The 19,632-nt window shown below is 61.3% G+C and carries 13 protein-coding genes and 3 tRNA genes; 13 read left to right on the top strand and 3 right to left on the bottom strand.

Annotation, left to right across the window (positions count from 1 at the left end):
* Nucleotides 1-4 precede the first annotated feature (4 nt).
* The 4 genes from BMYO_RS07535 to BMYO_RS07520 all read left to right on the top strand — a co-directional run bounded on the left by BMYO_RS07535 (nucleotide 5) and on the right by BMYO_RS07520 (nucleotide 4,972).
* Nucleotides 5-1,030, top strand: coding sequence for a carbohydrate ABC transporter permease (locus BMYO_RS07535; RefSeq protein WP_211276836.1), 1,026 nt, complete (start codon nucleotides 5-7; stop codon nucleotides 1,028-1,030).
* A gap of 3 nt (nucleotides 1,031-1,033) precedes the next feature.
* The gene (locus BMYO_RS07530; RefSeq protein WP_211276835.1) at nucleotides 1,034-1,951 is read left to right on the top strand and encodes a carbohydrate ABC transporter permease; all 918 of its coding nucleotides are present in this window, start codon (nucleotides 1,034-1,036) and stop codon (nucleotides 1,949-1,951) included.
* Between the two features lie 357 nt (nucleotides 1,952-2,308).
* Nucleotides 2,309-4,036, top strand: a complete 1,728-nt coding sequence (locus tag BMYO_RS07525) for a DUF4091 domain-containing protein (protein ID WP_158216965.1) — start codon at nucleotides 2,309-2,311, stop codon at nucleotides 4,034-4,036.
* A gap of 108 nt (nucleotides 4,037-4,144) precedes the next feature.
* The gene (locus BMYO_RS07520; protein ID WP_094667878.1) at nucleotides 4,145-4,972 is read left to right on the top strand and encodes an alpha/beta hydrolase; all 828 of its coding nucleotides are present in this window, start codon (nucleotides 4,145-4,147) and stop codon (nucleotides 4,970-4,972) included.
* A 432-nt stretch (nucleotides 4,973-5,404) separates the two neighbouring features.
* On the opposite strand, the gene BMYO_RS07515 is transcribed toward BMYO_RS07520, so the two are convergent.
* Nucleotides 5,405-6,949, bottom strand: coding sequence for a DUF805 domain-containing protein (locus BMYO_RS07515; RefSeq protein WP_233428211.1), 1,545 nt, complete (start codon nucleotides 6,947-6,949; stop codon nucleotides 5,405-5,407).
* 1,381 nt (nucleotides 6,950-8,330) lie between these two features.
* On the opposite strand from BMYO_RS07515, the gene gltX reads away from it, so the two are divergent.
* From gltX to BMYO_RS07490, 5 genes are all read left to right on the top strand, one after another.
* Nucleotides 8,331-9,851 (top strand): glutamate--tRNA ligase, encoded by a 1,521-nt coding sequence (gene gltX, locus BMYO_RS07510; RefSeq protein WP_094667876.1) that lies wholly within the window; start codon nucleotides 8,331-8,333, stop codon nucleotides 9,849-9,851.
* Between the two features lie 514 nt (nucleotides 9,852-10,365).
* Nucleotides 10,366-10,438 (top strand) — tRNA-Glu (locus BMYO_RS07505).
* Between the two features lie 240 nt (nucleotides 10,439-10,678).
* A tRNA-Glu gene (locus BMYO_RS07500) sits at nucleotides 10,679-10,751 on the top strand.
* Between the two features lie 38 nt (nucleotides 10,752-10,789).
* Nucleotides 10,790-10,864, top strand: a tRNA-Gln gene (locus BMYO_RS07495).
* A 460-nt stretch (nucleotides 10,865-11,324) separates the two neighbouring features.
* Nucleotides 11,325-11,834, top strand: coding sequence for a hypothetical protein (locus tag BMYO_RS07490; RefSeq protein ID WP_233428210.1), 510 nt, complete (start codon nucleotides 11,325-11,327; stop codon nucleotides 11,832-11,834).
* Nucleotides 11,835-12,009: 175 nt separating this feature from the next.
* On the opposite strand, the gene BMYO_RS07485 is transcribed toward BMYO_RS07490, so the two are convergent.
* On the bottom strand, nucleotides 12,010-12,849 hold the full coding sequence (locus BMYO_RS07485) for a YoaK family protein (RefSeq protein WP_094667875.1): 840 nt from the start codon (nucleotides 12,847-12,849) through the stop codon (nucleotides 12,010-12,012).
* A 246-nt stretch (nucleotides 12,850-13,095) separates the two neighbouring features.
* Complete coding sequence (locus BMYO_RS07480; RefSeq protein ID WP_094667874.1) at nucleotides 13,096-13,455, bottom strand: winged helix-turn-helix transcriptional regulator; 360 nt, start codon at nucleotides 13,453-13,455, stop codon at nucleotides 13,096-13,098.
* A gap of 206 nt (nucleotides 13,456-13,661) precedes the next feature.
* Between BMYO_RS07480 and BMYO_RS12350 the strand changes: the two genes are divergently transcribed.
* The 4 genes from BMYO_RS12350 (at nucleotide 13,662) to BMYO_RS07465 (ending at nucleotide 19,628) form a co-directional block, all read left to right on the top strand.
* Entirely contained in the window at nucleotides 13,662-13,787 is a 126-nt protein-coding gene (locus tag BMYO_RS12350; protein WP_267889621.1) for a hypothetical protein, read from the top strand.
* A 231-nt stretch (nucleotides 13,788-14,018) separates the two neighbouring features.
* A complete protein-coding gene (locus BMYO_RS07475) occupies nucleotides 14,019-14,750 on the top strand; it encodes a TetR/AcrR family transcriptional regulator (RefSeq protein ID WP_143249142.1) in 732 nt (243 codons plus the stop codon).
* A gap of 25 nt (nucleotides 14,751-14,775) precedes the next feature.
* Nucleotides 14,776-17,388: a YhgE/Pip domain-containing protein gene (locus tag BMYO_RS07470; protein WP_094667872.1), complete on the top strand. Its 2,613-nt coding sequence runs from the start codon at nucleotides 14,776-14,778 to the stop codon at nucleotides 17,386-17,388.
* Entirely contained in the window at nucleotides 17,388-19,628 is a 2,241-nt protein-coding gene (locus tag BMYO_RS07465; protein WP_094667871.1) for a YhgE/Pip domain-containing protein, read from the top strand. Before BMYO_RS07470 ends, BMYO_RS07465 begins: the two co-directional genes overlap by 1 nt.
* Nucleotides 19,629-19,632 lie beyond the last annotated feature (4 nt).

The following is a 19,632-nucleotide window of genomic DNA, read 5'->3' as shown; positions in this document are numbered from 1 at the left end:
CGCCATGACGTCCGCGATGTCCGTTCGTAGTGCGGCCGACGGTGAACAAACCGCCGCCGGCCGCACGGCCTCTGCGAAGACCGTATCCCGTGGTGCCGTCCCCAGCGCCACGGCCGGTCATTCCAAGCGCATCGCCCGTGCCGGCAAGCGCGGGCCTAGCGCCGTCCCGTACTTCTTCGTGGGTCCATTCGTCGTAGCCTTTGTGGTGTTCATTTTGGTGCCGCTCGGTATGGCCATTTGGGATTCGTTGTTCGCTGTCAAACGTTCCGGACTCGGCTTCGGCGGAGGTGGTCGTGAAGCCCGGTTCGTGGGACTGAACAACTACATCGAGGCATTGCATAATCAGGCATTCATGTCCGGCTTCGGCCGCATGCTGCTGTTCGGTGTGGTGCAGGTGCCGGTTATGCTCGGTCTGTCCCTGCTGTTTGCGCTGCTGATCGATTCTTCGCTGGTCAGATTCAAGAAGACCGCGCAGGTCATGGTGTTCCTGCCTTACGCGGTGCCCAGCGTGGTGGCCGCCCTGCTCTGGGGCTTTTTGTACCAGCCGGGCGTGAGCCCCATCGTCAAAGGGCTGAAGGCCATCGGCGTCAACGCTGATTTTCTGGCCCCCGGCACGGTGCTCTGGTCCGCGGCCAACATCACCACATGGGTGTACGTCGGCGTGAACATGGTGATCATCTTCTCGTCCCTGCAATCCATCCCGCATGATTTGTATGAAGCCGCCCGCATCGATGGCGCCAGCGAGTTCCGCATCGCCTGGTCCATCAAAATCCCCATGGTGCTGCCGTCGCTGCTGGTGACGCTGTTCATGTCCATCGTCGGCACAATCCAGCTGTTCAACGAACCGACGGTGCTACGAAGCATCACGGCCAATGTCAGTAGTGACTTCACACCGATGATGAGTGTTCTCAACACCACAATGACGATGAAGAATCAGAATATGGGATCTGCCATGTCCATCATCGTGGCGGTGGTTGCGTTCGTGTTGTCGGCGCTGGTGGCTCTTGCCCAGCGCAGGAAGAAGGACTGAATCATGAGTGCGACAGTGAGTTCCGCCAAGTTCGGACGAAATGCCGTGCACGGGGTTCCGCGTCAGGGGCAACGTATCGCGTTGTCGCCTTGGTGGGCGCGCATGCTGACGTTGCTGCTGTTCGCCGCTGCCTTCGTCTATTTCGTGGTGCCGGTGATTTGGCTGTTCATCGCGTCGACGAAAAGCGCCGGCGACCTGTATACCACGCCCAGCTTCTCCTTCGCAAGGTTCCGCCTGTTTGAGAATCTCAAGGAGGTGTTCACCTATAACGATGGCATCTTCTTGCGATGGATCGGCAACTCGGTGCTGTACTCGGTGGTCGGCTCGTTGCTTACCGTGCTGGTGAGTGCCATGTGCGGCTACGGTCTTGCGGTATATCGATTCCGCGGACGGGGCGTGGTGCTCGGGGCCGTTACGTTAAGCTTCCTCGTGCCGATGGCCGCCCTCACCCAGCCGCAGTACCTGCTGCTGGTGAAGATGGGACTAAGCAATAATGTGCTGGCCGTGCTGTTGCCCGCTCTGGTGTACCCGTTCGGCGTGATGCTGTCCTGGATTACCGCCCAGTCCTCGGTTCCGATGGAGATCATCGAGGCCGCCCGCGTGGATGGCTGCGGCGAGATCGGCATCTTCTTCCGGATTGCCGTGCCGATGATGCGTGTCGGACTTACCACGGTGTTCCTGTTCGCGTTCACCGCCAGCTGGAACAACTACATGCTGCCGTTGATGATTCTCAACGATCCGAAGATGTTCCCGGTGACCGTTGGCTTGGTCGATTGGAGCAATCAGGCCAAATCCGTGGCCCAGTTGGGCACGCTGTCGCTGGTCGGCGCGTTCGTCTCCCTGATTCCGTTGGTGGTCATCTTCATGCTCACCCAGCGGTACTGGAAGTCGGGCCTCGCCTCCGGCGCGGTCAAGATGTGACACTTGGCGGCGCGGATTCACCGATACCCTTGCCTTCGCCGCGTCGCCATCCTTTTTCTCGGGCCGTAGGCATCGAACCTTCCCAAGCCCTTTGCGGTTAAGAATGCCCGAGACGAGATACAGACTTGCGTGGCGGTGTGAATTAATCTCCTATTCCTCATTCACATCGCCACGCATCTTTATGTTTGCTAACGGCACTTGCACCTTTCCGCTTCGACGGACTTGACGAAATAACAAGGCCGATTGCCATATGAAAGATAAGGAACATGCCTCATGGTTGTATACAACGTTATACCCATTCATTCGCTGGAGAAGGCGTTCCCGGGCGGCGACCCGGCGTCCGCACGAATCGATACGGTGACCGGGCTTGCAGGGGAGACGGTCTCCTTCCAGCTCGCCTATCGGGTCGAGGATACAGTGGATGCGGGTGCATCCAAGGTCGCCAAGATCATGGACGGACATTCGCGTGGCTGCGTCTGCGGCGATGACGGGCGGTCGGCGCTTGCGGAAAGTGCTGTGAACGATACCTGCGTCAACCAATTCGTCACCCGCGTGACGGTTTCCGGCCTGCTCTCAGCGCACGCCCATGTGCGTGCGGTGCGGCTGGTGCATGCGGATTTCGTGGCCTATCCCGGTACCGTCGATGACGCCTACATATCCGACCGTTCCGGTTCATACCCAGATTTACTGCAGGACACCGATGGATGGGTGGCTTTTATGCCAGGACAGTGGTGCTCGCTGTGGGTGGACGTAGAGCTGTCTGCGGTTGAGGAAACTGATGAGGAGATGGAAGAGCGGACGAGCACGCTGGAATTCGCCTTCACCCGTCGCGGCGGTGCTGAAGTGGCGCGTGCATCCGTCGAGATTCACCGCATCCCCGCGCAACTGCCCGAGCTGACGTTGCAGCATACCGAATGGCTGCATGCTGATTGTCTGGCGCAATGGTATGGCGTACCGGTCTGGAGTGATGAGCACTGGACCATTGTGGAGCGGTTTGTGCGTGCGGCAGTCAAGCGCGGAGTCACCATGATGTACACCCCGCTGTTCACTCCGCCGCTGGATACGGTGGTCGGTGGCGAACGGTTGACCACGCAGCTCATTGGCGTCACTCGTGAGCGGGGCGTATGGAGCTTTGATTTTGCCCGGCTTGAGCGGTGGGTGGCAATGTGCCGGGCAGCGGGCGTCAGACAATTCGAGATGAGTCATCTGTTTACGCAGTGGGGTGCGGCGCATTGTCCGAAAGTCATTGCTCGGGTGGATGGCGTCGAACGTAAGTTGTTCGGTTGGTCGGCCTCCGCCACCGACCCGGCCGATGGATATCCTGACTTCCTTGCCGCGTTCCTGCCGGAACTGGATCGCGAGCTGCGCCGCTTGGACATTGCTGGGGATACAGTGTTCCATGTCTCCGATGAGCCGGTCTCCGACAACCTCGACTCGTATCTGGCGGCTAAGGCAGTGGTCGTGCCATATCTCAAGGATTACCGGATCATGGATGCGGTGAGTCACGTTGAATTCTACGAAAGTGGCGCCTGCGAGCATCCCATTCCGGCGGACGATGCCATCGAGCCGTTTGTACGAGCTGGTGTGAAGGGCCTGTGGACCTACTACTGCTGCTCGCAGACCACGGATGTGCCCAACCGGTTTATGGCGATGCCGTCCTATCGCAACCGCATACTCGGTTTCCTGCTGTATGTCTACGATTTGGCCGGGTTCCTGCATTGGGGACTTAACTTCTACAATTCTCAATATTCCATGAGGCCAATCAACCCGTACACCGAGGCGGGCACGCCGGAGGGGTTCGCTGCGGGCGACGCCTTCCTGCTGTATCCGGGCCCGAAGGGTGTGCCTGAGGAATCCGTTCGCATCATGGTGCTTGAGGAGGCGATGAACGACCTGTGCGCATGCCGACTGTTGGAATCATTGGCGGGGCGAGACCGCGTGCTGACGCTGCTGCGGGATGGATTGGATCGTCCTCTGACATTCGCGGATTACCCGCATGATGCGCAGTGGTTGCTTGCACGTAGGGCGGCGATCAATGACGCGATTCATGCGCTGTCCGACCATACATTGCGGGTCGCGGCGTAGACATATGGACGTGGTCGGCTGGGGGTTCCGCCGTCAGTCGACTCGCGGAACGGTTACGATGATGGTGAGAAGGGGAATACGTTCCTGATTGAGGGTGAGGAGGGAATCATGCAGTACATCGAGCGGACGATCGCCGGCATTGACGGCAGCGAGGCGCGGTTCATCGGATATGTGGCGGACAACAGCCCGGAAATGGACCCGGCGCGGCGCCGCACGTCCATTCTGATTCTGCCCGGCGGCGGGTACGCGATGACCTCCGACCGTGAGTCCGAGCCGGTGGCCCTGCGGTTCCTTGGCCGGGGATTCAACGTGTTCGTACTGCGGTATTCGGTCCGGCCCAGCCGGTATCCGGTGGCGCTGGTCGAGGCGGGCGAGGCGATGCGACTCATCCGTGCCCATGCCGACGAATGGCATGTGGATCCTCAGCGTGTGGCGGTGCTGGGCTTTTCGGCCGGCGGTCATCTGGCAGCGAATCTCGCCACCGCGGCCGGCGATGAGGATCTTCGTGCGCACGGTCTGAACCCGGATGAGGTGCGGCCGGATGCGCTGATGCTGGCCTATCCGGTGGTCACTTCCGGTCCGCTGGCTCATCGTGGCAGCTTCCGTTGCCTGCTGGGTGAGCGGGCGGACGATGAGGAGTTGCTGGAGCGTCTGTCCATCGAACGGCATATCGACGCCAAGACGCCGCCGGTGTTCGTCTGGCACACCATGACGGATACCAGCGTGCCGGTGGAGAACACGCTCATGCTCATTGGGGCCTGCCGCGACGCCGACGTGAGCGTTGAGGCGCACCTCTTCCCCGAAGGTAGTCACGGCCTGTCGCTGGGCGACGAGGAGACGGCCGGTGCCAGCAGGTACGCCCACGTCGTCGAATGCGTGCAAAGCTGGCCGCAACTGGCTGAGGCTTGGTTGCGCCGCACCTTTGCGGCTTCGTGACCGTTGCTCTGTGCGCTGTTGCTCTGTGCGCTGTTGCTCTGTGCGCTGTTGCTCTGTGCGCTGTTGCTCTGTGCGCTGTTGCTCTGTGCGCTGTTGCTCTGTGCGCTGTTGCTCTGTGCGCCGTTGTTCTGTGCGCCGGACCATACCGGTCCTGACTTGCGGTGGACTGGAGACATGAGCCGCCGATTCGCCATCAAGCACAACTGGCATTGACCAGTGGTGATGGGCCTACGCTGACCGGCTGGCGTGTCCTGTGCTTGTGTGTGTCGTGAGCGTGGATTGACGTTGCGGTTTTTGCAGAATCTCATGCCGCTGCTCATGCCGCTGAGATGGATATGCAATTGGGGTCTGTACCTGCGATTGATGCACTGATACAGACCCCAATTGTTGTTTGTTGCTTATTGTTGTGCGACGGTGTTTGGCGGTCCGCCGTTATTGGCCCTGCCACGGCTTCTGGGCGGCGTTGTCATCCTCGGGGGAGACCGGCGCATGCGGGGACAGCACGGTCTCGTCGCTGACCGGTTCCTCGGCCGGTGCTGCGGAAGGACTGTACGTCGCGGAGGCCGGAACCGTCGGAGTCGCGGTGGATTGCGGCGTTACCGATGCCGGGACCGTCGGGGCCGGCGGGACAGGCTGGCCGTATTCCGGCAGCGGGGCGGACGATGCGTCCGGAGTGCCTGACCCGAACGGAACGGACGGCGTCGCGGACGGCGAGACCGGTGCGGCGTTCTGCCCATATGCGGGAGTCGAGAAGGGCTGCTGGCCGTATGCCGGGGCCGGGGTCTCCGGTGCCGTCGGTGCGCCAGTCGGCGCGGCGTCGAACGGGCTCGGCGCGGTCGGCTGGCTGTATGCGGAGGCCGTCGAACCGTAGTTCGGGTCATATCCGTTGTTCGGCGTTGAGGTCGGGGCCGCGTAAGGAGCCGCGGCTGCCGGCTGGCCGTACGCGGGGGCAGCGGGAGCGCCGAACGCGGCATTGCCGGCGCCGGGCTGCGCGTCGAAGCGCGCGCCTTCCGGCTTGCTCGGCAGGCACATGAACACGAGGAGCACGATGCTGGCAATCATGATCGCCAGCCACCCGATCACCATGATGCCGAATCCTCCTGCGGCGGCCGCTCCATAGACGTTGTTGTAGTCGCCGTGCGAGAAGCCGAGGAAGCCGCCGAACAGCGCGGCACCGCCGCCCGCGATCATGAGGATGACGCCGATGACCATGACACCGTAGAGCGCGGCAAGCCACCAACCGGATTTGTTGATGTCGTGCAGACGTCGTACGGACACCGCGAGTCCCGGTATGAAGACCGCCAGACTCCAGATGCCGGTCAGGAAAGCGAGCTTGTCATCCGAGACATCGGCGATGATGCCCAGAACGATGTTGATGCCCAGGGCGGCCAAGGTCCACCACCAGTATTCGCTGCGGGAGGCGCGGCCGGTGAACACCACGTACTTCTTCCAGAAGCGCAGGAACGCCTCCGGGAACGGACAGCCGTAGTAGGGCTGGTCCAGTGGGATGACGCCGGTCGTCATGCCGGCGGATGGCGCGGCGAACTGGGAGTACTGGTTGTAGGACGGCGGGGCCTGATTGTAGATGTTCTGGTTGCCGTACGGATTCTGTCCGTCGTACGGATTGCCTCCTGCTGCCGGGCCGTACGGTGCGGACGGAGTGGGCGGTACGGGGGTCGCCGGAGTCGTCGATGCCGGAGCGCCATACTGCGGTTGACCGGCGGGCGCCTGCGGGTCTGTGGGGGCGCCGTATTGCGGCGCATACGCATACTGCTGGTTCTGGGCCGCGTATGGATCACCGTTCTGTCCCTGGGCCTGACCGTAGGATGGTGCTGAGCCGTAGCTTGGGTAGGTGCTCGGATAAGCCGGGTTTTGTGCGTTCGTGCTTGGATTATTTGATGCGTTCGGTGCTGCGCCGTTGGGAGCCGCGGGCAGCGGCACGTTCGGGATGTTCGGCGCATTGTTGGGATCAGTCATTGATTCCCCTTTCATCAGGACTGTGTCGTCCTGCTCCATTCTTCCAGCTTTTTCACCAAAACCCAACATATGCAGTGAATATCGTCTGAATATTGCCGGGGATTCGCCTGTGCTGGTGTCGGGTAGGGCTGTCGCCGGGTAGGGCTGGTGCCGGGCAGGGCTGGTGCTCGGCGTCCGCCATAGACGTCGTCTGGGTTCGTCTGTATGGGCGGGGCCGATAACGGCTCGCCTGATGAATTCCACCGAGATTTGTGCGTTATTCGCGCAATCGTTATCAAAACGATACAGAATGAGACGTACCAATGATGCTTATTGTGACTGTTTGCGCTAACATCAATCTTATATGCGCACGGTCGCGGAGACGGGGCCGAGGAAGCCGATGATGCTTTCGGCGCAGACCGATAGAGAACAACGATGTAGTAAGGAACGACGATGAACATGAACCTTGACACCAACACCGAGCGACACGACTCCCGCGAAGACGATTCCCAGGCTCAGGATTGGGCCGTCCTGTTCGCCGGGCTGGCCTGCTGACAATTGCTTCGGTGTGGGAGAGCCAAGGTCTGGCTTTTTGGCGACGCTGAGGGCGTCAGCGGTGCCGGCGAGCCAGTGCGTGGCTATTTGGTGATTCTGGGATGATATTTGGCGTTGCCGTTTGGCCATGGAATGGCTTGTTGACGCCACTGAGTGAGTGAGCGGCGTTGTGAGGCCATCCGGTGGCTATTTGGCGATGCGTAGAACATGATTTTCGGCGTAGAAGAGCCAGGGTCTGGCTTTTTGGCGACGCTAAGCGAGTTAGCGGTGCCAAAGAGCCAGCTGCTGGCTCGTTGGCGATAGCGGATTGAGAGTCAGCGCGTTCATCCGGCCATACGTTGGCTTGGCTGCGACGGTGCTGTGGCATATTTGCGGAGCGGGAATTGAGAAATCGGTGCCCGCCGTTTGCGGAATGTGCTGCCCGTGAATCCACGGCGGCTCCAACAATGGCGGTGACACCGGCGACAGTGTTCCGCGGCGGCTCCGGCAAGTTCCGGCGGCAGTGGTGGCGACGATGGTGGCATGCGGCAAGGGCATGGCATTCAACTCCGCCATGCAGCCAAACGGAGGTCCGGTCGCCTTAGGCTACATGCCCGCGGGATCGGCTTGCATTCGGTGTGGGATTCCGGTCGTCCCGTGTATGAGAGGGCTGAGACGACGGCGCCATTACCATCGGCAACATCCAGGTCATTCCGTGTATGGGGAGGGTTGAGAGAAGGTGTCTCGCCCCCTCGCCCCCTCGCCTCTCGCCCTTGCATCCCCAGAAAACGGCTCCACCAAGCCGTTTCCCGGCCATCGCAACGGATTGGCGGAATTCTGCCCAAGGGCAGTTCTAAAGTGGGTGCTTATGACTGATGCTGAAAACACCAAACCCGAACTCCCCGCGAACGTTCGCGTCCGCTTCTGCCCGTCGCCGACCGGCACCCCGCATGTGGGCATGGTCCGCACCGCACTGTTCAACTGGGCCGAGGCCCGCGCCACCGGCGGCAAGCTGATCTTCCGTATCGAGGACACCGACGCCGCCCGCGACTCCGAGGAAAGCTACAACCAGATCCTCGAGGCCCTGCGCTGGCTCGGCATCGACTGGGACGAGGGCATCGACGTGGGCGGCCCCCATGGCCCGTACCGCCAGTCCGAGCGCACCGACATCTACAAGGACGTTGCCGCCAAGCTGCTCGAGGCCGGCTACGCCTACGAGTCCTTCTCCACCCCGGAGGAAATCAAGGAGCGCAACATCGCCGCCGGACGCCCGGCCGAGTTCGGCTACGACGGCTACGACCGTGACCTCACCGAGGAGCAGAAGGCCGCCTTCCGCGCCGAGGGCCGCAAGCCTGCGCTGCGTATCCGCATGCCCGACGAGGACATCGCTTTTGACGACCTCATCCGTGGCCGCATCGAATTCAAGGCCGGTTCCGTGCCGGACTACGTGATCGTGCGCCCGAACGGCGACGCCCTGTACACGCTCACCAATCCGGTGGACGACGCGATGATGGACATCAACGTGGTGCTGCGCGGCGAGGACCTGCTCAGCTCCACCCCGCGCCAGATCGTGCTTTACCGTTACCTCGAGGCGCTCGGCATCGCCAAGACCACCCCGCTGTTCGGCCACATGCCGTACGTGATGGGCCAGGGCAACAAGAAGCTCTCCAAGCGCGATCCGGAATCCAACCTGTTCAACCACCGCGACGCCGGCTTCATCCGCGAGGGCCTGCTCAACTACCTGGCCCTGCTCGGCTGGTCCATCGCTCCGGACCGCGACGTGTTCACGATGGATGAGATGATCGCCAAGTTCGACGTGCGCGACGTCAAGGCCAACCCGGCCCGCTTCGACCTTGACAAGGCCATCTCCATCAACGCCGAGCACATCCGTATGCTTGACCCGGCCGACTTCCTGCGCCGTTCCGTGCCGTACCTCAAGCGCGACGGCGTGGTCTCCGCCGACGACTGGGACGCCCTGACCGCCCGTGAGCAGGAGATTCTGACCGCCGCCGCACCGCTGGTCCAGCCGCGTGTACGTCTGCTGGGCGAGGTGGCCGGCATGGTCGGGTCGCTCCTCTCCACCGAGGAATATCTGGAACCCGCCGACGATGCCCGCAAGCAGCTCAAGGACTCCGCCGGCGAAGTGCTCGACGCCGCCATCGCCGCGCTCGAAGGCGTGGACGAGGCCGACTGGAAGACCGACCACCTGCACGAAACGCTGAACAAGGCCTTGGTGGAGGACGGTGGCTACAAGCCGCGTCTCGCCTTCGGCCCGGTTCGTGTGGCCATGTCTGGCCGTCGCGTCTCCCCGCCGCTGTTCGAGTCGATGGAGATCGTGGGCAAGCCGCTCACTGTCGCACGTCTCAAGGGACTGCGCGCTCATCTGTGAGCCCCATCCTGGCTCCCCTCTCCTGAGGGGAGCTGGAATCCGGCAGGTACGATGGGCTTTCGCCTGTCCTTGGCTCCTCTCTGCGAGGGGAGCTGTCGGGCGAAGGCTGACTGAGGGGAGTTAAAGGCGGGCATCCGTACGATTGCGGATGCCCGCCTTTCGCATATTCGAAGCGCCGCATGTGTCGCTCTACCCTTCTATCGCTTGAAATGCCGAACGCATGCATTCGTTTGGTGAATTTGGCGTTTATTCGGTAGGTGACCCGCCGTGTCAACCGTTGATATGGCGGGTTTCTGCGGGTGCCTCTCGGACGCTACCTACCAAATGAACGTCAAATCCACCAAATAAATGGCCTGACATGATTGAAGAGCGATTGTGCTGTGAGCTGCCATGCGTCGCACACCTTGTCAACTGAGCAATCACAATGTGACACGCCGTAGTTGACGGCTGTGGACGATTCCCGTATATTATTCAGTCGTTGTGGTTTGCGCCGCGGCCAGTGAAAACTGAATATGCCCCCATCGTCTAGCGGTCTAGGACTACGCCCTCTCACGGCGCCAACACCGGTTCAAATCCGGTTGGGGGTACGACTTCGGACCCCGGTTCGTCCGGGGTCTTTTTGTTTTTCCGCCGGCATAGGGTTATAGGAATTTTGCGGTGCTCTTGGTTCGGGCTATAGGAACTTTTGCAGCGCCTGGGTCACTGCACCTGATTGGCGGAAATCCTTGCAAATACGGGCGACACGCCGAGACTTGCGTTCAAGAGCTCGGCGTGTAATATATACACCTGTTGCGCGGTTCGCCGAGCAGCCAGTGAAAACTGAATATGCCCCCATCGTCTAGCGGTCTAGGACTACGCCCTCTCACGGCGCCAACACCGGTTCAAATCCGGTTGGGGGTACGACGAACAACTCTTCGGAGTTGCTACGCCAGCCAAATTGGGGTGTGGTGTAATTGGCAACACAGCTGATTCTGGTTCAGCCATTCTTGGTTCGAGTCCAGGCACCCCAGCCAATGACCCTCGCAAGTTTTGCGAGGGTTTTTGTTTTAGCTCTGTCAAACCAGAATTGACATACTATGGTCTGTCTCGCAGCTACTTGAGTGGTATCGGTTCTCTCTGACGATGGGCTGTCCGCGAAGCTGGCTGGGGAAGAAAAAGGTGAAGACCTCAGTTATTAACGAGGCAGACCACTAGCTTTGGTTTCATGATCAGCGGCTTCGGCCTGTGAAGCGGGACTGAGGGGTAGCCGGGCGTCACGTTTGCATGCCACGGCATGTTAGGCGGAACCAGCGTCTCCATTCAATCCATTCCATTCAATCTGTGACATGATTTGTGCCACGTTCGCTGGCTCGGATTCGCGTTTTGCGGCGTTTCCGTTACTGTAGATGCCCGTTGCCTAACGGGTTGCCGCCTGGGTTGCCGCCGATTCGCGCCAATCCCACTGAACATCAGAGCACAGCAAAGGAGAAGAACATGTCCGCTGAGAATCAGAATGCCGCGCAGAGCACTGCCGAAAACTCCCAGTCCAACGCTGCCGCCAAAGCCGCCGATACCGCCAAGAAGAAGGGCCTGCCGAAGTGGGCCGCCGCCGTCATCGTGGTCGTGGTGGTGGCCGTGGTCGCCATCGCTGCAGTGTTCGGCTACCGGGCCTACTCCGACGCACAGTACAACAACGCAGTCGCCGCTTGCGCCACCGCCTCCGAGGAGATGCGCAATGCCACCAACGACTACAACAACCTTGTCAACGGCGATGCGTCCGCAGCTGCCGCCCTCACCGGGAAGGACGTCAAGGACTCCTCCACGCTCGACGCCCTGAACAAGGAACTGGGTGCCGAAACCCCGGAATACGAGGGTTGCATGGCCGAGGACACCAAGGGCTATCAGGCCGCGACCGACAAGCTCAACGAGCAGATCGACTGGTACAAGACCCACACCGCCTCCCTGCAGAAGGCCGTTGACGCCGTCAACGCCTCCAAGAAATAAGGTCCAGGTAAGAGCTGCGCGTTGATGACCACGCGGCGCAGCGACGATTGTCGCTGCCCGGTTGGTCGGCACTGCCCGGTCGGTCAGTCGACGCTCCGCTCGATGACCATGTCCGTCGATCCGCACGTCCGCCAGGTCGCCGAGGCCGGTCGACCAGCCAGTTCAGTCCAGTCGGTCATCGCCCGGTGACCCACGCCGCATCCGAGCGGACGTGCGGAATCATCATCGCGATGACCGACAGCAGACAAACGACCATCACCATCAGGATCACGTCCTCGTGGCCATTGGTTTGCAGCAGCGCCCCGGTCAGCGCGCCCAGCGCCAGCGCGGTCATCACCACTGCGCGGCGCCCGAGTTTGGACTGCTCATGGCCGTGGGCCGACGTATCGGCGACGACGCCGGTCAGCGTCATGGTGAGTACGGTGGTGGGCAGATCAGGAACCGACAGTTTGCGCGCGGTGGAGTTCTGGATGCCCATCGCCGGGGCGAGCAGCACGATAAGCATGATGATGTGCAGATCGATGTGACTGCCGGTGGGGAAGTTCAAACTCGGCTGTCCGGCGACTTGCCCGGCGGTCTGCGCGGCCGATGTGGTTCCGGCTCCCGCTCCGCCCATCGTCGGCTCCGGAACGAAACGATTCAGTAGATAGATGCCGACAAGCGCCGCGACGACGAAGGTCATCTGCACGCATGTCGACACCAGCAGATGGCGGGCGCGGTTCCTGCCAAAGTAATGGATGATGCGCCCGCCGATCAGCGCCCCGACCATGAACGATACCAACGTCAGTGCCGACGTCCACCAGACGAATCCCTGCGCGTGCGCAATGGAGAATCCCAGAAAGACGATGTTGCCGGTCACGTTCGCCACGAAAACATGGCCCAATGCCAGATAACTCAGCGCATCCACCAGTCCGGCAACGAACGTCAGAATCACCAGAGCCGGGGAGAGCAGCCCGTAGCGGTCGTCCTTGCGGGGAATCAGTGTGCGTCCGGCTTCGGAAAGATGGGATGTCATGGTGGGTGGGCGGTTCCTTATGGCAGGTGGTGGGAATGTGGTGGTCAGGGCGCGGCGGTCAGCACTTGGCGGTCAGCGCACAGCAATCTTACGGGCAATGGGCCTTTTCGAGAAGTCATCGCTTTTGATTGCTGTCAGCGGTCCGTCTGCAATCGTCTGAATGATTGGTCCCCGGCGAAGGGTTGACGGCGATGGCTAGGGGAGCGGCAGGAGCCGAAATCCCCAATGCATGAGTGAAACGGGCCATTAGGCCGTGAGTGCGGCCTTGTAGCCCTCGCCCCAGTTCCAGAGAGCGTCGATGACGGTTTTGAGGCTGCGGCCGGTGTCGGTCAGCGAGTATTCGACGCGCGGCGGCACTTCGGCGTACACTTCGCGATGCACAAGGCCGTCGGCCTCCATCTGACGCAGGTTCGAAGTGAGTACCTTCTGCGAGATATTGCCGATTGACCGGCGCAGTTCGCTGAATCGTTTGGTGCCATCCAATAAATCGCGGACAATCAGGATCTTCCACTTATCGGAGATGAGCGTCAGTGTCGTCTCCACGGGACACGCCGGTAGTGTGTTGACATCAATCATAATTGTGCCGTCCTGAATCGTTGGAATCATCCAATAGTTCCTTTTGGGTAACTATAGCACTTTAGAGTGTCTTCTTCCTTTTTGGGATGTACTTCAATATCGTGAATCATGTCAGCGGGGAATCGCGGGCGCGTCAATAGGCGCACGCGACGACCGGCCGGTAGTCAGGCCGCTGTAATCAGACGGACAAATGGATCAATAACCAGACCACTAGCCAGACCGATAAGGAGTTCACCATGACCAAGAACATCGCAGTTATCGCCGCCAACGGCAAATCCGGAAGCGCCATCGCCATTGTTGACGAGCTGTCCGCCGCGACGGATGACGCGCACATCGGCGAACGCATCTCCGTGCGCTGGTAACACCTTGGCTGCCCTGCGCGCGTTTTTTCGTGCGTGTTACCGGGACGCACGCGCATTTCGGCTGGTTATGCACTTGCGTCCCGCACTATTTTCGACAGTTGCATTGTTTATCGACAGTTGTCGAATAGTGTCTGCTATGATGTCGCCGAGACAACGGACCACGCGCAACAACGAAGATCCCAGCATTTTCGGCCGGCGTGGCGTAGAAAATCGAGGCATTGGAGGCGCGGAATGGCAGAAGCGGGCACTCGTACGGGCGCCGGAGAACCTGACGAAGGGCGGTCCGTCAAGCCCATGGACAGGCGGTCGCGCCGTACGCGGGCGATGCTGCAGAGTGCATTGGTCAAACTGCTGGAGACCAAGCCGCTTAGCAAGATCTCGGTGATGGAACTCACCCGTCTTGCGGACGTCAACCGGGCGACGTTCTACGTGCATTACACGGATATCTACGCCCTGTTCGATCAGCTCAAACGCGAGCTCATCGACTCGTATAAGGACATCATCACTCGTCATCGCGGGGAAATTCTCCAGGACGACTACGAACCTCTCATCCATGAGATTTTCGAGTTCGCCACGGCCAACGAATCCATGTCCCTGTTGGTGACCGGCAGGTCCGGAGATACGTTCTCAGGTGATCTCATCGCCGCGATGGGTGCGTACTGCAACGAGCTCATCGATCCGATTTCCGCATCTCACGCGAGCCTGGCGCCCGACGACGGCCGAACCCAAGCCGCCGAAACCGTGAGGGACTACCACTTCGTGTATCTGGCGGCCGGAATTGTCGGCGCACTCAAGGAATGGTATCGGCGTGGGCGTAAGGACCCCATTGATCTTGTGGTCAGGATCGCAGCCGGGAACACGCATGCAGTCGGACTGGCCATGCTCGCCAGGAATATTGGCGTGTCGGTCTCCGAATCGTCAGCGGCCCACGCATCCGGCGCAATGGTGACGGTCGGCAGGTGAATTCACGAGGGAATGGGCGGATATCATGCATAACGTGTTGCGCGTCTTCATTCGCGATGTGAAGCGGATCTGCGCGGTGCCCTTCGCCGTGTTCATCGTTCTGGCGTCATGTTTCGTGCCGGGACTGTATGCATGGCTCAACGTCGCAGCGAACATGGACCCATATGCGAATACCGGAGATGTGCCGATCGCGGTGGTCAACAACGACGCGGGAACCATGGTGAACGGCTCCGAAATGAATGTGGGCGATCAGACTATGGACGCCCTGAAGGACAACCACGATCTGGGATGGCGGTTCGTGGACGAGTCGGCCGCCGTCAACGGCGTGGAGTCCGGCGAATACTATGCGGCCATCGTGATCCCCGAGGACTTCAGCAAGGATCTGACCAGCGTGCTACAGGGCGACTTCACGCGCCCCGAACTGTCCTTCTATGTCAACGAGAAGGTCAACACGCTCGCGCCGCGTGTGACGCAATCCGGCGCCTCCGCCCTCGAACGGCAGATCAACGCATCGTTCGTCTCCACCGTCAGCGCGACCGTCACGAAGACGCTCTCCGAAGAGGCCGGCAAGATGAACGACCGGCTCGACGGGACGGCGAACCAGCTGGACGGCAAGCTGGGCGAAGCCCAATCCAGCATCGTGGCGGCCCGCGGCAAAGTAGATGACGCGCAGTCCTCCATCACCGATGCGCGAGCGACAATCACGAGGGCCCGCCAAAACATGACGGGCATCGCCGGTCGCGCCGACGCCCTTTCCGCGAGTGCCAACGACACGGCATCCTCCGTCGACGCCGCACGTGGTGGATTGTCGGCGTTCCAGCACTCCATGAACTCGACCGTCGGACAGGTGCAGTCCGGGGCCGGCGCCCTTTCCGGCCGCATCGACGGCATTAAGGACACCGTCAACGGCAATGCGGCGGACATCTCCGGCCGCGTCGACGCCTCGCTGTCCACGCTCGAATCCGCGAACGACGCACTGGGGGACGCGATTGAGGCGATGGAATCCGACCCGCAGCTCGCAGGCTCGGACGCCCTTGCGCAGGCGAAACAGCATCAGCACGACCTCGCCGCACAGATCGAGGCGATGAGGCAGCTGAACAATGGCATCCCCTCGGCGATGCAGGCGGGCGACAAGAAGCTCTCTGATTCCCTGGACGCATTGAACGGCAAGGCCGACGGGCTTTCCAGCCTGTCCTCGGACGCTTCGAGCAGGATTGATTCCACTCTCACAGGTGTCTCCACCCAGCTCGTCGGACTGTCCGGAACCGTGGGCGGGACCGCCGAATCGCTTGGCCGCATCGACGCCGATCTCGCGCAGCTCGACACGACGCTCGAATCGGCGTCCAAGGTGATGGGGCAGACGGGCAAGGCCCTCGATCGCGTGAGTGCATCGGTGCAACGCACGCAAGCCGATTTCGCCGTCCTTCGGGCGAGCGATGCGTGGGCCGGCGTCAAGGGCCTTGCGCATGTGGACACCGACCAGGTGTCCTCGTTCCTCGCCTCCCCGGTCGGTCTGGAGACCCGCGAATACTATCCGATGAAGAACTACGGCACTGCCATCGCCCCGTTCTTCACGAATCTGGCATGCTGGGCAGGCGCCTTCGTGGCACTCACCCTATTGCGCAACGACACCGATTCGGAAGGCATCGACGCGCTCACGCCCAAGCAGGCGTTCCTTGGACGCTGGCTGCTGCTCATGGTCGTCGCCGTGCTGCAGGGCATCGTCATCGCATCGGGCAACCTCGTCATCGGCATCCAGTGCAATGTGCCGTGGGCGTACTATCTGGGCGCCATCGTATGCTCGATGACCTACGTATCAATCGCTTACAGTCTGGTCATGATGTTCCGGTACATCGGCATGGCATTGAGCGTGATCTTCCTGATAGTGCAGGTGCCGGGCGCGGGTGGTATGTACCCAATCGAGATGATGCCCCACTTCTACCGACTGCTGTACCCGATGCTGCCGTTTACCTACGGCGTCGAAGCGCTCCGTGAGACAATCGGTGGCTTCTATGGCGCGGACTTCTGGACGCGCATCTGGCAGACCTCCATGTTCGCCGTGGCGTTCCTGCTCGTGGCGATGCTGTGCCGTCCGGCGCTCGCCAATCTCAACGATCTGTTCAACCGTGAACTGGCGGATACCGATCTGGTCAACGCGCAGCGATTGGAGATTGTCGGCTCCGAACGCAACATCATGATTACCGTGCGCAAGATGCTCGCCGATCCGACCTGGGGAGCCGGCGTACGACGCCGGGCGAGGAAGTTCGAGCGGCTGTACCCACATCTGGTGCGCATCGGATTCCATCTCATCTGGATAATCCCCGTCGTGTTCCTCATCGCCATGATGGTCGTCGGACCGAGCATTGGATTCCTCGTGGTCTGGCTGGCGATGGTAATCGTGGTGGACGTCGCGCTGATCATTCTCGAATACATTCACCTTCACCTACCGCGACAGGCACATGACAGCACGATGGGCGCCGAAAGCCTGCTGCGTTCCGTCGTGGACGCTGGACGTGCTGTGATTGCTGGCGGTGTCACGGGAAGCGCCGGCGGAAGCATCGCCCGGCATGCTGCGGGGAACGCCGGTGACGGTGACGATGCCAATGGAATCGGTGCCAGTGGAAAGGATGTTCACTGATGAGGAACGTATGGACCATATTCCGCACCGATATGCGGCACATCCGCAGCAGCGTGATCGCGCTCATCATCGCCATCGGCCTGATCCTCATGCCGTCGTTCTACGCATGGTTCAACATCTACGCCAACTGGGATCCATACAGCAACACCGGCGGCATGAAGGTCGCCGTCGCCAACTCGGACAAGGGCTATCAGGGCGACCTGCTGCCGGCGAAGGTCAACGTGGGCGATCAGGTCGCCAATGCTCTCAGGGCGAACGACAGCCTCGACTGGACGTTCGTGAGCGAAGATGAGGCCAAAAGCGGCGTGGAATCAGGCGAATACTACGCGGCAATCGTGATTCCCAAGGACTTCAGCACGGACCTGTTCTCCCTGCTGAGCGAGGGGACCGCGGATTCCGGGAAAACGGACAAGACCAAGGTGCGGCAGGCTCAGCTCGTCTACTACTCCAACCCCAAGAAGAATCCCATCGGCTCCACCGTCACCGATCAGGGCGCCTCCACCGTACGTCAGCAGATCAGCGACACCCTCACCTCGGCCGTTGCTCAGGCCGCCGCCGGCATGCTTGATTCCGTGTCCGCCTATCTCGACACGGACCAGAGCACACGATCCATCAGTGCATTGAGTGCCAATCTGCGGCAGCAATCAAGCGATCTCGCCGACGCTGCCGATCTCGCTTCGAGCTACGCGGATCTCGCCGATTCCGCGGCATCCCTGCTCGACGCATCCGGCAAGTCGATGGAACGGACGAAGCGGTCGCTGCAATCCTCCACCGTTGACATGGACGGCATCACCGGCAAGCTCGGAGACGCATCCACGTCGATCGACCGCATCAACGAGAACATGACCAACGGACTCGATTCCGCGGCGGACGCCTTTGACGCCGTCGGCGGTAACGTCCAGGAAGCGCTGGGCAAACCCGCCAACGGGGCCTACAATACCGCCGCGTCCCTGCGCGCGATCTCCACGAACCGCATCAGGCCGATGATTGCGAGCCTGACCCAATACCGCGGCACACTGGTCTCCATCAGGGAATCGTTGCACACCGAACCGGCCAAGGCTGCAATCGACCGGGCCATCGCTGACGTGGACCGCACCCTCAAACGCCTCAATGACACCGATGCGAAGATCAATGACGCCGCGGACCGGGCGGAAGCCAAGGGACAGGCGATCACCGACGCCGGCGGGGATATCGCCGCGCAGGCGCAAGCCAGCGCGCAGTCGATCCGCGATCTGAACAAGTCGTATCAGGACAACGTCGTCGCCACGCTCTCCGGCGTGACCGACTCCGCCGAACGGGCCGGGGCGGACGCCAAGGCGCTGGTCGACGACGCCACCTCCGCGCTCGTCGATGTAACCGGTCGAACCGACGGCAGCGGTTCGACCGGTGCTCTGGCCAATATCAAGGAGCTGACGGCCAACATCAACACGGCGCATGACGCGTTGCTCGAGCAATCGAAGAAGCTCGGCGAAACCGCCGACAAGCTGGACGAGGCCATGGCATCCGGCGGAGTGGAGGGGGCGCGCAAGCTGCTCTCCCAGCCCACGGACACCATCGCCTTGGCCATGACCACGCCCGTGACGACGAAGCGCATAGCCGTGTACCCGATCGCGAACAACGGCTCCGCGATGACCCCGTTCTACACGCTGCTGGCCATCTGGGTAGGTGCGATGTTCCTGGGTATCGTCCTCAAGGCGAACGTATCGGACAAGATCGCCGCGACCCTGGACCATCCGAAGCCATGGCAACTGTATCTGGGCCGCGGCCTGACCTTCGTCGCGTTCTCGCTGGCGCAAACCACCGTGCTGGGGCTTGGTGACCTGCTGTACCTGCGCGCGCAGGCGACGAACCCGTTCCTGTTCATGCTGTGCCTGTGGTGGTCGTCGCTGGTGAGCTCGACGCTCGTCTATACGCTGTCGGCCGTGTTCAGCACCGTCGGCAAGGCGATCTGCGCCGCGCTCATGGTCTCGCAGATCGCCGGCATCGGCGGCACGTTCCCGGTGGAGATGCTCCCGAGCGGGTTCAGGCAGCTGTACCCCTACCTGCCGTTCTCGCATGGCATCACCGCGCTGAGGGAGACCGTCGGCGGATTCTACGGCAACGTCTACTGGGAGCAGATGGGTCGCATGGGCATCTATCTCGTGGTCGCCTTGCTCATCGGCTTCACGCTGTACACGCCGGTGACCCGAGCCATGGCGAAGACCAACAAGCTGGTCTCCAGCACGATGGCGATGAATTGAGTCG

The sequence above is a fragment of the Bifidobacterium myosotis genome, assembly GCF_002259745.1.
Classification (GTDB): Bacteria; Actinomycetota; Actinomycetes; order Actinomycetales; family Bifidobacteriaceae; genus Bifidobacterium; species Bifidobacterium myosotis.
Note: the sequence above shows the minus strand (reverse complement) of the source record. Positions and strands in the feature narration are given on the sequence as shown.